Source organism: Williamsia sp. R60 (assembly GCF_054063855.1).
The window spans coordinates 455748-469913 of the sequence record NZ_JBSSGR010000001.1 but is presented as its reverse complement, the minus strand read 5'-3'; the positions used below and the strand labels follow the sequence as shown (position 1 = coordinate 469913).

The window sequence follows — 14166 nt, the reverse complement described above, 5'->3', positions numbered from 1 at the left end:
GCCCCCTGTCGCCGGTAGATACCGCGCAGCGGGCTGGACACTGTCGGGCACCAGGGCGGTTCGCTATTGCGGACGTTATGGGCGGGTGCGTACAGCCCATTCTCGATTGGTGAACTGGCTACCGCACCGGCTGCCCTGACAGTCGAGGCCGCATACCGTGCGGTCTGCCGCGGCGCTTCCGGGCGAGCCGTCACGATAGATCACGTCGGCTAGCATCACAGCCCCACAGTCGGGACAGCGCTGGTTGCTCTGTACGTATCCATGATTACTCATCTGCAGCCTTCCTACGCCCCTCACACTAGGCAGCACTAATAGTGCTCGTCATGTGGTTAAATTCGGACTTTCGCCAGGTCATGGCTGTTCACCGCGAACAGACGTTGTCCAACTGGGGTGAACAACTAGGCTGCGCATCCCGAACTCAGGCCCGCGACGGGCCCAGCAACGCGCTGTCAGCTCACCACGAGAGCGGGTACCGCTGCGGCGAAGCCGGGCACGCACTGGGGTGGCGCGGGTTGGGCCGCGGTCATGGTCGCGGCCCATTACTGTCGTGGCCGCCCTCCGGCGACCGCATTCCTGCGGTCGACGCGGTCCTCGATTTCTCGACTGGTACGAGTGAGAGCTTGGATCACTCGCCGATATTCGAGCATTCGGCCATTGTGATTTTGCTTGTGCCTCTCGGTTACTTCTTGTCGTCGCCGTCGGCGGTCTGCCATTCGGAATTGGATTCGCTTACTCGATGTTCATCGAGTCGCGCCAGGCATTGATCGTTTTGGCCGCGTCGCGGATCTCATCAACTACGGGAAGAACAGCCTGAAGGGCCACTATCAGTGTCACGTCTAGGGCTGATCATCACTGTCCGACGGTTCCGTACAGAGCCTTGGCAATAAGGTAAGCGTTCGCTGGATGAAGGTTTGCAATGCCAAATGAGGCGGGGTTCATGTCCATTGCTAACTACATTTAGGGTCGTGTAATAAAAGTTCGAGCATTGGGTATATCGGTTGCAACTTCCATAAAACCCAATGAGAAAAGAGTGCGAATGAAGAAGCAAACGAAAGCTGCAGCGGCCGCAGGCGCAGGCGCCATCCTCCTTCTCGGCGGCGCCGGAAGTCTCGCCTACTGGAACGACAGCGGTTCCGCCCCCGGCGGAACAATCCGCTCGGGCCAGCTCTCCCTGGGCGACTGCGCGGGCGGCGGTACCTGGACCGACGAGAACAACGAGACCATCATCAACATCACCGACTTCCGCGTGGTGCCGGGTGATTCGGTCTCGTACAACTGCGACACCACCATCAATGCAACCGGCGACAACCTGACGGCCACCCTCACCGCGGATGTCGGCGAGGTGACCGGCGATGCCGCCTTGCGGGATGCGCTGGACCCCGTGGTGACCGCCACGGTGAATGGATTAGCCCTGCCGTCCGAGGGAGGCGAAGTGCAAATCACTCCCACGACCGCAGCGACTCAGTCCATCGTCGTCACCGTGACCATGACGTTCGATCCGGCAACCGGGGGTCTGACCGCACAGAATCAATCGGTCAACCTGGCAGCAACCACACTCACCCTTGAGCAGAACGACAATCCTGCCTGATAGTGAGCAAACGTTGGTTGTGGGCAGCCGCCGGTGTGGCCATCACCGTGCTGGTGCTGCTGTCCGCGCAACAAACCACAGCATCATGGCGTGATCAGGAACAGGGCGGCGATGCGACTCTGACGTCTGGTCAGCTGCGGATCTTGGCTGGCCAGGCGAAGGACTATTCGTGGACCGCCTTTGGCGGTACCAACCTCAGTCCGGGTTCGGTGGTGCAACGTCCACTGACGATCTCAGTGGTGGGCAACACCCGAGTCGCCTATCGATTGCAGTCGGTGACGACATCAACGGCAGACCTCCCCCTGTCTTTCTCGGCATCGATCGTGGGTTCCGTCAGCGGTTGCCCGACGGCCGGGAATGCGACCGGGGTCGTGGCCGGACCGTGGAGTACCTTTCCAGCGCCCTCTCCTGCGCGAAACATCCAGGCGAACACGTCCGAGGTGTGGTGCCTCCGCGCTACCGTGGGCGACGATGCCTCGCAGAACAAGACCACCACCGTGGCACTCACTTTCCGGGCGGACCAACAACCATGACGGACTCACCCTCGACCGACGAGCACACAGGGCCCGTTTGGTTCATACGCACCGCGTTGAGCTGGGCTTTGCTTCTGGCTGTGCTCGCGGTCGGGACGGTGGTGATTCTGGTACCGGCAGTCGCTGGTGCCGAGCGGTTTACCGTCCTGACAGGATCGATGGAACCCACCTACCCGCCGGGCACGCTCATCGTTGTCAAACCCGCAGAGGAAGACCAACTGCGGGTTGGCGACGCAATCACGTACCAGTTGAAAACTGGTGTGGCAACGGTGGTGACACACCGAATTGTTGCGGCCTCACAGAACGCGATGGGTGAGCGCAGCTACACCACGCAAGGTGACGCAAACGATGCGCCTGACGCCAAACCTGTTATCGCGGAACAGGTTCGCGGCAAGGTGTGGTACAGCGTCCCCTACCTCGGATACGTGAACAATTGGCTTACCGGGCAGCACCGCGCCTGGGTGATCGGCGCCGTGGTCGCCGGACTTTTTTCTTACGCGCTTGTGATGGCTGTCGGTGGATTTCGTGACAGCCGCCGCGCTCGGCGCGAGCAGGAAGAACTCAGAGGGGCCCCGAGCCATGCTTCGCCGCATTGATCGAACGCGGATACAAAACGCGCTGACAGGGTCGCTGGGTGTGCGAATCCGCGCGATCCTCGCACTCGGAATAGTGCTGGGTTTGGGCACAGTCGGGACAATGGCCCTGTGGAGCGATTCGGCGGTCGCAACATCGGGTGATTTCAAAACAGGTGTTGTGGACCTCCGCGTCAACGGCGTCGAAAACTACACGTTCACCGGAACCACCTTCTCGATGGCTGGAATGCGCCCAGGCGAAAGCAGAGCGGCAACACTGCAAGTGCAAAACTCTCTGTCGACGCTGCCTGTCACCTATACCGCAGCTGCCAGCACCGCGACAGGAAGTCCCACACTGGCAAACTATCTCCGGATGACTGTTCACCCCGGCGCCACCCCGACGAACGGCACGTCCAACGGTTTGGCCACCGGCTCTTGCCCCGGGACCCAGCTCGGCAGCGCCGTATTGCGCACGGGCGTCTCTGTTCCCGTTGTCACGACACCGCAACCTCTGGGCGCGGCAGGTGGTACTCCCGACAAGCCCAGCAGCCAATCGTTGTGCGTCATCGTGGCGCTTGTCTCTGAAGCTCCCCTCAGCGTGCAAAATCAGACCCAACCCGCCATCACCATGACCTTCAGCGCGACGTCGACATGAGCCACGCAAGTGGCGACGTCGCTGCAACACAAACGAAGTCGCACCGTCTGCGCGAGGTCGCGCTGACGGCAGCGGCACTCGCAGGCCTGACGTGCATCTTGATGGCGACCGCAGCAATGTTGTTCGGAATCAAGCCGTTGATCGTTCGGTCCGGTTCGATGGAACCTGCCATCCCCACCGGCGCGCTGGCCATAGCGAAACACGTTCCCGCAGGAGATATCAAGGCCGATGACGTCATCAGCGTGATCAACGAGCAAGGCATCCGGGTGACTCACCGGGTGGTCTCTGTGGATTCGACGGCCTCGGACGCCGCGGCGATGACCCTGAAGGGTGACGCCAACCGCGTCCCAGATAGTCAGCCCTACGTCATCTCGTCTGCTGAGCGAGTCGTGTTCCATGTCGATGGTCTCGGCTACGCAGCCGCCTGGCTGGACACGCCCGCCGCGAAGATCCTTGGCGGGCTGACGGTTGCAGGACTCCTGTGGATCACAGTCTTTCCACACGGACGCAAGCGGTCTGGTGACCAAAGCCAGGCGGTTCACAAACGCCGGGGCCGGCACGCCGCTGAAGCAACGCCCCCACTCATCGTTCTCGGTATCGCCGTCGCCTTGGTGATCACGATCGGCAACGCCCGCGGCACGAGCGCTGCATACTCCGATTCAGCCACCGCGCAGACTGGCAGCTTCTCGGCCAACAGTTCGTTTGTGCCGAGGATCAACAGCCTGCTGACGATCGCAAGCTATGTCACTTGCTCAACCAGCGGGCCAGGTTCGGCACGGGTGGTCACCCTCAACTGGAAGCACATCGGCCCCCCATACCAATACCGGATTCTTCTCCGCGACCTCGAGGGAAACGTCTGGCGCACAGTTGATGTCAGCCCCACCTCGACCACCGCGGCCGGGGCAACAGTGACAGCAACTTTCGGAGCCACCGGATTTCCCGTGCGTGCGGTTCCCTGGGAGTACAACGCTGAGATCCATACGATGCTCCCTGGAGGCGCGGTCTCGCCGGATTGGCGTGGTCATCGCGTGTATCAAGATTCGACAACGCTGCTGCGAGAGAATCTGACATGTAGCGGAATCGGCGAGGTATCGGGAAGTTCGACCGCATATATCCCCCCGCCCGCGTCAGTGAGCTGCGCCACGAACGCGACCCAAAAGACGGCCACAGTTTCATGGCCCCACCGCTCGGGCTACAACTATCGGTTGATTGTCCGAGACCCGACCACGCGCAACATCGCGTACACAGCTGAAGTCGACCCGGCGTTGGCTACCCCCGCAGGACAATCAATTTCGAGAACAATCGCCTTCTCGGATCTGACACCTGGGATCCTGACCGGCACCGCAGCCAACGTCGAGATCCGAACGAAGACCAGGGAACTCACACCGACACAGTCGACGGAGTTCGTCACGCAGCAAATCACCGCCAGTTCCGCGAACGGCGTCGCCTGTGTTGCGCCAGCCCCAGCGGCGCGGCTCGGCGCTCCCACCTCGACGGCAGTCTCTACCGCCTCGAGCGCAGCCGCCTCGACGACACCAAGCGGTACCACGGCAACCACATCACCTACTGGTAGCTCGACGGCGACGCCGGACCAGCCGACGACGACAACCACCCAGTCAACGATTGCCGCGGATCAACCTTTGTCACCGGCCATAACCTCGTCGTCCGGTAACTACTCCGCCACTCTGATACAGACGTCCTCGGGTTCGGTGGTGGTGGTCATCCGCGATGCAGGCGGTACTGAGGCCTACCGCACCACCGCAACAGCAAGCGACAGCCTCCAATGGTTGGCAAGCACAGACGATCTGCGAGTCACCGGACCGACGGGCACATGGACCATCAGCAGAGAATCGGGCGCCTGGGTCAAGACGCCTTATGCAGAGCCGGCTGTACCGGTCGCCACTACCCAGCCGGTATCACCGACGACCACGGAAGCCCCGCGCTGAGACGCGCTGACCGCAAACTGAACGCAATCTACGTTTCGAAATGTGCAGTTTTTGTATGCTCCGCGAGTCATAGGATCGCGTTTAGATAATCGCGAATTAAGGGAAATGCACTCCCGAACAGAAACACTCAGTCTTTTCTATTACCGTCTACGCTATCGCGATGGGATCTCGGGGAATCTACAAACGCCGGCAGCGGATCCAGCTAGCTGTCGGAATCATTCTGGTCATACTCATTGCGGTCGTTCTTCTGGTTGCGAATATGTATCAGCCTGGGTAGGCGGCGAACGCTCGTGCCACACGTCGGGCACCTCCCCGTCCAACGATCGACCACATCACCCACGACGTAGGCTCGATCACCATGAGCACACCATCTGATCAGCCTTTTGACCCCACGCAGTGGCGCGTTGTCGACGGTTTCGACGATCTGACCGACATCACCTATCACCGGCATGCCGGTGAAGGCCGGGTCCACGGGATTGTCCGGATCGCGTTTGATCGTCCCGAGGTGCGCAACGCTTTTCGCCCGCACACGGTGGACGAGCTCTATCGCGCACTGGATCACGCCCGGCGCAGCCCAGATGTGGGAGTCATCCTGCTGACGGGCAACGGCCCCAGCGAAAAGGACGGCGGCTGGGCCTTCTGCAGCGGTGGCGATCAGCGAATCCGCGGGCGTTCTGGCTACCAGTACGCCGGTGGGGACACCGCTGACACTGTCGATTCAGCCCGGGTGAAGGCTGAGGGTGGCCGCCTGCACATCCTGGAAGTGCAGCGACTGATCCGCACCATGCCGAAGGTGGTGATCGCCGTTGTCAACGGGTGGGCGGCCGGCGGTGGTCACTCGCTGCACGTGGTGTGCGACCTCACCCTGGCGTCGCGCGAACACGCCCGCTTCAAACAGACCGACGCCGATGTGGGTTCGTTTGACGCCGGGTACGGCAGCGCATACCTCGCGAAACAGGTCGGACAGAAAAACGCTCGAGAAATCTTCTTCCTGGGCCGCGCCTACGACGCAGAAACCATGCAGCGCATGGGGGCGGTCAACGAGGTCGCCGATCACGCCGAGTTGGAAGAAACCGCCATCGAGTGGGCCAAGACCATCAACGGGAAATCGCCTACGGCTCAACGGATGCTGAAGTTTGCGTTCAATCTGACCGACGATGGTCTGATGGGCCAGCAGGTGTTCGCCGGCGAAGCAACCCGGCTGGCCTATATGACCGACGAAGCCGTCGAGGGCAGGGATGCGTTCTTGGAGAAACGTTCACCGGAGTGGGAAGAGTTCCCGTTCTACTACTGAAACGGGCGTGGTGATTGTCACCCGCTCTGGGGCGAACCCGAGCGCGGTGACGACCACATACTGGTCTGATGATTCCACCAGCTCTGTTCTACGGCCTGGTGCTGCTGAACCTGCTTTTCGTCACCGGCGCGTGGTGCTTGGCTCGCCCCAGCCGCGCGGCGGCAGTGGTCCTGATATTTGTCTCGGTCCTTTGGGTGTTGTTCAACGGACCGATCGAAGGTCATGTGTTGCTGTCGTACACATACCAAAATGGGCTGACCGAGTCGGATCTGTTGTCGTTGGCAGGCCTCATCATCGCGCTCAGAGCTTTGTGGATACGTCGGCGTTGGTGACAAATCAGTCCTTTTTATTGCGGACGATTTGTGCCGATCGGGGCCCCAGTTTGGTGACCTCCAAACAGATGACTTTTGTATCGATTCTCCAATTCGATACGCGAGGCCGACTCGACAATGCAACAGTTCACTCGGGTTGACGAAACAAAAGCTTCGAGTACCGGGGTGGCTTCACGGCACTGGTCAGCCCAGCCGTATCGACGAAAGGGACTTACATGACCTCCACAATGGACATCGACTTCTTGGAAATCATCGCCTTCTTCATCGGCTTGATGGGCTAGACACACACGTCATAAAAAACACGCCCCCAGCAATCGCTGGGGGCGTGTTTTTGTGGTTATAAGGCCCGCTCAGGCGCCGATCGCTCCGCCGAGCTGCGGCCACGAACGATGCAGCTGGTCCTGCCAGTAGCCCCATGAATGGGTGCCCACCGGCGGAACATCAAATGTTGCGGGAATCCGGAGCGTATTGAGGCGGTCCGCAAGCAAAGCCGTGCAGATCCCGGTTGCGGCTTCGATTCCACCACCGACAACCACCTGATCGGCAAGCTTTGTCGGATCGTTCACATATGCCAGGCTTTCGTACGGGCCCGGAAGGCCTGTCGCATTCGAGATGTAGAGCGAATGGCCACGCAGGCCCTCAGCATTGAGGATCGGGTCGTTTTCACGCCATCCCGGGCCGTCGTAGGGGCCCCACATGTTCACAGGGTCACCGCCGCCACGAGCCTCCACAGTGATGCGGATGTATATCTGACCCAATCGGCTCGCCGTGGTGGCACAGCCGCTGTACGAACCCACGGCTTGATAAAGCTCCGGATGTTCGATGGCGAGATTCAGCACCGAGGTGCCGGACGACGAGATGCCCGCGATCGCGTTACGACCCGAAGTGTTCAGCGCCGTGTCGATGATGGGTGGCAGTTCCTTGCCGAGGAAGGTCGACCACTTGTTGCGGCCGAGCTCCGGATCATCCTGTTGCCAGTCGGTGTAGTAGCTGAACGCGCCGGCGTTGGGGATGACCACGTTTGCGTTCTTGTTGGCGAAGAAGTCCACAACGTCGGTCCTGGCGAGCCACGTGGCCGCATCCTCGCCGCCGCCGGCACCGTTGAGCAGGTACAACGTGGGCCGCGGCGCCGATTGGTCCTTCGGCAGGATCACGGACAACGGGATGTCCCGGTTCATGGAAGCCGAGTACACCACCAGATCGAGCCGCTTCGGTCCGACCTTGTTCACCGCTTTGAGAGTCGAGCCGCCCGGGGACGAAATGCCCGGCGTCGGGATCATCTCGGCAGAGGCGGGGGCCGCAGTCAGCATCGATGCACATGCCGCAGTGACCACGGCTGCTGACAGCAGGCCACGCCAGGATCGGGCAGGAAAGTTCACTCGTCGCACAGTTCGCGTCACGGGGGAACAATATCCTGGTCATCGGTCTCGTGTGCGCCCAGTAGCCGATTCGATATCCACCTGTCCAAAACACCAGGTCAGACGCCTGAGCCACAAGCTGCCCTGGCGACCAACCGCCTCCCCGACGGATCGAAATGCCATTCGCGCTTGGCTGATTCCGGTCCACCGGGAGTTCACCGGACGTTTCAGGAATGTGCACCCTTGACACCCATTCAATAAAATAATTCGCGAGTTGAAAGACTTAATCTGCGCTGGTCAAACGCGCTTTGGGACCCTTCAACCTCTACATTTCCCATTGTTTTTTCCAGAATGGGGTGACAAAGAGAATCGAAGATGCCATGGTGGATATCGGCTCGGTTAGTCGGGGGATTCAAATACGAGCATGCGCCTCGGCATACTCCGGCCTGTTCATGTATTCAACACAAAGGAGATTCCAATGGGTTCGCTGGAAGAAATTGATTTCGCTGCTGTGCTGGAACTGCTGCTCGGCCTCCTCGCCGGTGGCGGCGAAGACGCCTGACAGCCAGATAGTCGAATGCGTCCCCGGGATGACCCGTCATCCCGGGGACGTTTTCTGTCGCCCCCTCGACAAAAGACAACTCGTCGCTTCGCCGCCGCAGCGACCCGTTGTGGCGCAGTACTTTTGGCCTGACCTGCATGATCGCTTCCTTGGCGAACTATTCACCCCGAAGATGCTGACAAGTCGCCGCGAAGGTGACATTGTGAGACCGGTTCGCCGCGAACACCGGCGGACAGCTCAGCGTCGACGACCTGGGCCGCACTTGGGAAGCACGTCGAAAGGGATTCGAAAATGACTTCATCAGAAACAGGCTTGCTCGCCTTCATCCAGCTGCTCGGCGGACTCCTCGCCGGCCTCGCCTCGGGAAGCGCAAGCTAGTAGCCCTGAGTCTTAGTTCTCTATTGATTACGCGTCCCCGAAGCGCTTTCTTGCGCTTCGGGGACGCGTGATGCATATGATCAAACCCATCAAGCGACCACTCAGAGCTGTCTTACTGCCGCACCTACGGCCCTTCCGCTGGGCCCTCGTCGTGCTCTTTGTTCTACAACTCACGGCGGCGGCCACCACCCTGTTGCTACCGAACTTGAACGGCCGTCTCGTCGACGACGGTATTGCCCGCGCCGACATGGACGCGATCGTCACCATCGGCACGATCATGCTCGCGCTCGCACTCACCAACCTGTGCGCGTCGGTCTTGGCCACAGTGATCGGCTCCCATATCTCGACCAGCGCCGGCAGGTCCATCCGGAACGCCACGTACGCCCGCGTTCAGTCGTTCTCCGACACCGATCTCCAGAAGTTCGGCATCCCCACTCTGATCACCCGCAGCGCCAGCGACATCAACCAACTTCAGCTGGCTGTGTTCGTCGTGATGACAGTGCTCGCGTCCGCGCCGGTGCTTGTCATCGGCGGAACGGTGATGGCCCTGAGCGAGAACTACAAACTGGCTCCCCTCGTGGTTCTCGTGGCAGCCGCGCTCACTGCCGTGGTCATCGTCATCGTCCGCAAACTCATTCCCTCGTATGAAAAGTTGCAGATGCGCATCGACCGCGTCGGCCGAGTTCTGCGAGAGCAACTCACAGGTATCCGCGTCATCAGGTCGTTCGGCCGCGAGGAACTCGAGATGTCGCGCTTCGATGCCGCAAATACAGACCTCACCGCAACGGCGCGACGTATCGGCGCCCTGCAGGCTGTATTGCTGCCGAGCATCATCTTCATCGCGAATATCGGCGCGGCCGGGGTGATCGGCGTCGGGGCCGTTCTCGTCGACAATCAGACGATGGAGGTCGGCGGCATCATCGCGTTTGTCGGATACCTGACCCAAATCCTCATCGGACTGTCGATCGGCGCCGCGATGATCGCACTCATCCCCCGCGCACAGGTCAGCGCTCGTCGCATCAAGGAAGTGCTCGACACGGAGCCGTCGGTGCAGGATCCGCCGACCGACCGGACACCGTCGTCGCGAACGGGTTCGCTGAGACTCGAAGGCGTCGGCTTTCGCTATCCCGGTGCGCAGCACGCTGTACTCATCGACATCGATCTGGAGTGCCGCCCTGGAACGGTCACCGCCGTGCTGGGTGGAACCGGCGACGGCAAGAGCACGCTGCTCAAATTGATCCCCCGATTCAGCGACGTCACATCCGGGCGGGTGCTGATCGACGGAGTGGACGTGCGGGAGCGGCGACGAGAGATGTTGCACGAGAACATCTCATACGTCTCGCAGGCACCGTCGTTGATGTCGGGGACGCTCGAGTCCAATCTGCGGCTCGGATGCCCAGAAGCCACCGACGAGGACCTCCGCGCCGCCCTCACCACGGCGTGCGCGGCCGACTTCGTCTTCTCCCACGAGATGGGTCTTGCACAGCCGGTACGTCACGGCGGCAGGAACTTCTCCGGCGGCCAACGGCAACGCCTCGCCCTCGCCCAGGCCATCGCCGCCAAACCGCGTCTACTACTGCTCGACGACCCGTTCTCGGCCCTCGATGCCGAGATCGAGAGTGTCATCAAACGCCGACTGCGGCAGTCTCTTCCGGAAGCCGTCATCCTCCTGACTGCCCAGCGGGTGTCGTCTGCCAGCGGAGCCGACACCATAGTGATCCTGACCGACGGTCGCATCGACGCCCGCGGCTCGCACGACGAGTTGTTGGCCTCCAGTGTCACGTACCGCGAGATCCTTGATTCCCAGGCTGCCCTCGCATGAATCTGAAGTGGTTGCTGGCCAGGCTGACTCATGAACGCCGCAAACTGTTCATTGTCGGGTTGCTGGCATCGACCAACGTCGCGGCACTGATCGCCGGACCGCTGATCTTGGCCGGAATCATCAACGCTCTGTTCACCGGTGCCATCGGCATGACACTCCCCCAGGGGTTGTCAGCCGCCGAGGCGGAGGCCCAGCTGCGCGCCGACGGGCGCGGCAGTTACGCCGACGTGGTGGCCGGCGCCGATGCGGTGCCCGGAGTCGGCATCGACTTCGGTACGGTCGGCACGCTTCTCGCCGTGCTCGTCATCGTCTACGCCATCAGCGCACTGGGTACGTGGACGCAAGCCGCAGCGGTGAACAACCTCACCCAGCGTGCGATGAACCGTTTGCGGGCCGATATCGAGTCGCACATTCACCGTCTTCCTGTTGCCTACTTCGACACCGCTGCGCGGGGCCAGATGCTCACCAAGGTGACCGCCGACATCGACAACGTGTCATCGGTGTTCACACCACTCTTCGTGAAGCTCCCCGGCGCAGTGCTGACCGTTGTCGCGCTTCTCGTCGTGATGCCGATCATCTCGTGGAAGCTGACTCTTGTTGTGCTCGCCTCCATTCCGCTGATCATCCTCGCGGGAGTGTTGATCGCCAAACGATCACGACCCCACTTCCGAGATCAGATGGAGGCGACGGCCAGACTCACCTCACAGATCGACGAGAGCTACGCCCAACTCCACACGTTGCGGGTGTACGGGGCGCAGAACCGGGCCCGTGACGAGTTCGAGGCCACCACTGAACGGCTCGCACGGTCATCACGCACCGCGCAGTCGTACGCTGGCTCCATTTCGCCCGTCCTGCAGGCAATCACCGCATTCGGATATCTGACAGTCGCTATCGTCGGCGCAATCCAGGTGGTCGGTGGATCGCTGACCGTCGGGCAGGTCCAGGCCTTCGTGTCGTTCTCGAGGATGTTCAGTCAGCCCGTCAACGAACTCACCTCGATGATGGCTCAACTCCAGGCCGGCCTCGTATCACTCGGCCGCATCAAGTCTTTGCTGGCCGAGCCCATCGAAGACGCACCCGCGATCGAGGACTCGGCAAAGCAGACCATCGGACGTCACAGTGCACCCCCGGCCATCGCATTCGACAAGGTGCGATTCGGATATCGCCGGTCCACCGAGGACGACACCAAAACCATCGACGTCATCAAGGACCTCTCGTTGGAGGTCGAGGCGGGATCAACGGTAGCGGTGGTCGGGCCCACGGGCGCCGGCAAGACCACACTCACCAACCTGCTTCTGCGACTGTACGATCCGTCCTCCGGATCGATCCTCGTGGACGGCGAGCCGATCACCACCGCACCCCGGTCGTACGTACGCGGCCAAGCAGCCATGGTCACCCAGGATCGCTGGTTGTTCACCGGCACCATCGCCGAGAACATCGCGTTCGGCAATCCATCTGCCACCCGCGCCGACATCGAGGAAGCAGCTCGCGAGAGTCATGCGCTGCAGATCGTCGAAGCCCTGCCCGAGGGCTTCGACACCGTGATCGGCGACGGCGGAACCACGCTGAGCGAGGGGCAGATGCAGCTCCTCACCATCGCCCGGGCGATGATCGCCCGCCCGCGCATACTCGTGCTCGACGAGGCGACCAGTGCCGTTGACTCACGCACCGAGCTGCTCATCGCCCGAGCACTCGAGGCACTCACCACCCGTACAACCACCATCGTTGTGGCACATCGACTTTCCACCATCCGCGAGGCCGACAGCATCGCGGTCATCGAAGACGGCGTGGTGGCAGAGCAAGGAACCCACGACGAGCTCTTGGCCCGGCAGGGACGTTACTCGGTGATGTACAAGTCCCAGTTCGAGTGATCGGGTCAGACCAGCGGTCGGCCCAGTCGGCTACGCATCCGCGCATCCCAGAGCAGTAGTCGAAAACCCAACTGGGAGAGCCATAGTGGCGTCTTGCGTTCTTTCTGGACCAGCTTTTCCACATAGTCGTCGAACCACTCTTGGTCTGCCTGCGTCCACGGAACGCCCAGCGCCTCCCGAAAGGGCTGGGGCAGATACCCGATGGTGCGGCGGTATTTGACCGGTCCGTAACGCTTCTTGATCGCGGGGTGCGCGTAGTCGAAGTTCGCGATCCCGAGGAGGAACTCACGCACCTCGTCGCTGATCGAGATGGTCGCGGTCTGCTCATTCCAGTACTCCGTGAACGCGTCGCGGTTGGCGGGCCAGGCCTCGGCCGGCATCTGCAGGGTGGTTCCGCACACTTTGCCCTGCTGATAGAACTCCTCGCGCAGCTCACCGGTCAGTGGACCGTGCACGCGTTCATAGATGTCTTCCCAGCCGAAGTACAGACAAGCGGCGACCCACAACTGCAGGTCGATGTTCATGGCGTTGTACGGCACTGGGCTGTCGTCGTCCGACCTGACTTGCACATGCTGCCGATTGACGGCATGGCGAAACCGACTGCGGTCGTCGGCGTTGCCGAACACCGCCACCGCCAAATACGACCCCGTGGTTCGCGCACGCTTGATCGGGTGCAGATCAAGACGCCCGTTCTCCACCTTGCTCCTGGCCACGCCGTAACCCACCGCCGGATTGGCCAGCTGCATGATGACGTTCGACGTGCTCATCGTGCGCCCCATCGACAGCAACGACCTGGCGAACACACTGCTGTCAAGGCTGTCCATCTCCTCCCGGGACATCCTCTGACTGTTCTGGCTCATCCATCCACCCTTCCATCTGATAACAGGTGTTTCCAGATTAGCGGGTGGTGGAGTTTGGTGGGTGGGTGGTGTTGGTGTTTGGTCGTGTGTGGGGATCGGGCAACTCGAAAACGCTCGGTCTGCAGACCGAGCGAATCCCGGCAGCGCGAGCGCACCTAAGCCCGGGTGCACCAAACTCGCAAACGCTCGGACTGCAGACCAAGCACACCCCAGAACCCCGAGCGCGCGTTACTCGCAGCTGACCCAACTCGCGTAAGCGCGGTCCGCAGATCGCGCAAATCCCGACTTCTAGAGCACGCCGCAACACCAGCTCACCGAACCCGCAAACGCGCGGTCTACAGACCGCGCAAACCCCAACTTCCCGAGCCGTAGCTCACCCAACCCGCCCCCGCGCG

At 61.5% G+C, this 14166-nt stretch carries 12 protein-coding genes; 10 read left to right on the top strand and 2 right to left on the bottom strand.

Going from position 1 to position 14166, the window contains the following annotated elements:
* Positions 1-1036: 1036 nt before the first annotated feature.
* The 7 genes from ACVWY6_RS02065 (at position 1037) to ACVWY6_RS02035 (ending at position 6920) form a co-directional block, all read left to right on the top strand.
* Positions 1037-1588: an alternate-type signal peptide domain-containing protein gene (locus ACVWY6_RS02065; protein ID WP_457535897.1), complete on the top strand. Its 552-nt coding sequence runs from the start codon at positions 1037-1039 to the stop codon at positions 1586-1588.
* A gap of 2 nt (positions 1589-1590) precedes the next feature.
* Positions 1591-2121: a hypothetical protein gene (locus ACVWY6_RS02060; RefSeq protein WP_457535896.1), complete on the top strand. Its 531-nt coding sequence runs from the start codon at positions 1591-1593 to the stop codon at positions 2119-2121.
* Positions 2118-2717, top strand: a complete 600-nt coding sequence (locus ACVWY6_RS02055) for a signal peptidase I (RefSeq protein WP_457535894.1) — start codon at positions 2118-2120, stop codon at positions 2715-2717. Before ACVWY6_RS02060 ends, ACVWY6_RS02055 begins: the two co-directional genes overlap by 4 nt.
* A 40-nt stretch (positions 2718-2757) precedes the next feature.
* Positions 2758-3348, top strand: coding sequence for a SipW-dependent-type signal peptide-containing protein (locus tag ACVWY6_RS02050; protein WP_457535892.1), 591 nt, complete (start codon positions 2758-2760; stop codon positions 3346-3348).
* Positions 3345-5294: a signal peptidase I gene (locus ACVWY6_RS02045; protein ID WP_457535890.1), complete on the top strand. Its 1950-nt coding sequence runs from the start codon at positions 3345-3347 to the stop codon at positions 5292-5294. The genes ACVWY6_RS02050 and ACVWY6_RS02045 overlap by 4 nt, the downstream gene beginning before the upstream one ends.
* A 358-nt stretch (positions 5295-5652) precedes the next feature.
* Positions 5653-6588, top strand: coding sequence for a 1,4-dihydroxy-2-naphthoyl-CoA synthase (locus tag ACVWY6_RS02040; RefSeq protein WP_457535889.1), 936 nt, complete (start codon positions 5653-5655; stop codon positions 6586-6588).
* A 68-nt stretch (positions 6589-6656) separates the two neighbouring features.
* A complete protein-coding gene (locus ACVWY6_RS02035) occupies positions 6657-6920 on the top strand; it encodes a hypothetical protein (RefSeq protein ID WP_062799165.1) in 264 nt (87 codons plus the stop codon).
* 350 nt (positions 6921-7270) lie between these two features.
* Here the strand turns inward: ACVWY6_RS02035 and ACVWY6_RS02030 are convergent, their stop codons facing one another.
* The gene (locus tag ACVWY6_RS02030) at positions 7271-8320 is read right to left on the bottom strand and encodes an alpha/beta hydrolase (RefSeq protein ID WP_457535887.1); all 1050 of its coding nucleotides are present in this window, start codon (positions 8318-8320) and stop codon (positions 7271-7273) included.
* A 382-nt stretch (positions 8321-8702) separates the two neighbouring features.
* On the opposite strand from ACVWY6_RS02030, the gene ACVWY6_RS02025 reads away from it, so the two are divergent.
* From ACVWY6_RS02025 to ACVWY6_RS02015, 3 genes are all read left to right on the top strand, one after another.
* Positions 8703-8840 (top strand): hypothetical protein, encoded by a 138-nt coding sequence (locus ACVWY6_RS02025; RefSeq protein WP_400729076.1) that lies wholly within the window; start codon positions 8703-8705, stop codon positions 8838-8840.
* A 529-nt stretch (positions 8841-9369) separates the two neighbouring features.
* Positions 9370-11040 carry an ABC transporter ATP-binding protein gene (locus ACVWY6_RS02020; protein ID WP_457535886.1) on the top strand — a complete coding sequence of 557 codons (1671 nt, stop codon included), beginning with the start codon at positions 9370-9372 and terminating at the stop codon, positions 11038-11040.
* Entirely contained in the window at positions 11037-12911 is a 1875-nt protein-coding gene (locus ACVWY6_RS02015) for an ABC transporter ATP-binding protein (protein WP_457535884.1), read from the top strand. The genes ACVWY6_RS02020 and ACVWY6_RS02015 overlap by 4 nt, the downstream gene beginning before the upstream one ends.
* A 5-nt stretch (positions 12912-12916) precedes the next feature.
* Here the strand turns inward: ACVWY6_RS02015 and ACVWY6_RS02010 are convergent, their stop codons facing one another.
* The gene (locus ACVWY6_RS02010; RefSeq protein WP_457535882.1) at positions 12917-13771 is read right to left on the bottom strand and encodes an oxygenase MpaB family protein; all 855 of its coding nucleotides are present in this window, start codon (positions 13769-13771) and stop codon (positions 12917-12919) included.
* Positions 13772-14166 lie beyond the last annotated feature (395 nt).

Bases quoted from the DNA above. Each gene is read 5' to 3' on its own strand.
- ACVWY6_RS02065 (WP_457535897.1), top strand. From the start codon at position 1,037: ATGAAGAAGCAAACGAAAGCTGCAGCGGCCGCAGGCGCAGGCGCCATC.
- ACVWY6_RS02055 (WP_457535894.1), top strand. From the start codon at position 2,118: ATGACGGACTCACCCTCGACCGACGAGCACACAGGGCCCGTTTGGTTC.
- ACVWY6_RS02045 (WP_457535890.1), top strand. From the start codon at position 3,345: ATGAGCCACGCAAGTGGCGACGTCGCTGCAACACAAACGAAGTCGCAC.
- ACVWY6_RS02040 (WP_457535889.1), top strand. From the start codon at position 5,653: ATGAGCACACCATCTGATCAGCCTTTTGACCCCACGCAGTGGCGCGTT.
- ACVWY6_RS02035 (WP_062799165.1), top strand. From the start codon at position 6,657: ATGATTCCACCAGCTCTGTTCTACGGCCTGGTGCTGCTGAACCTGCTT.
- ACVWY6_RS02025 (WP_400729076.1), top strand. From the start codon at position 8,703: ATGCGCCTCGGCATACTCCGGCCTGTTCATGTATTCAACACAAAGGAG.
- ACVWY6_RS02015 (WP_457535884.1), top strand. From the start codon at position 11,037: ATGAATCTGAAGTGGTTGCTGGCCAGGCTGACTCATGAACGCCGCAAA.
- ACVWY6_RS02010 (WP_457535882.1), bottom strand. From the start codon at position 13,771: ATGAGCCAGAACAGTCAGAGGATGTCCCGGGAGGAGATGGACAGCCTT.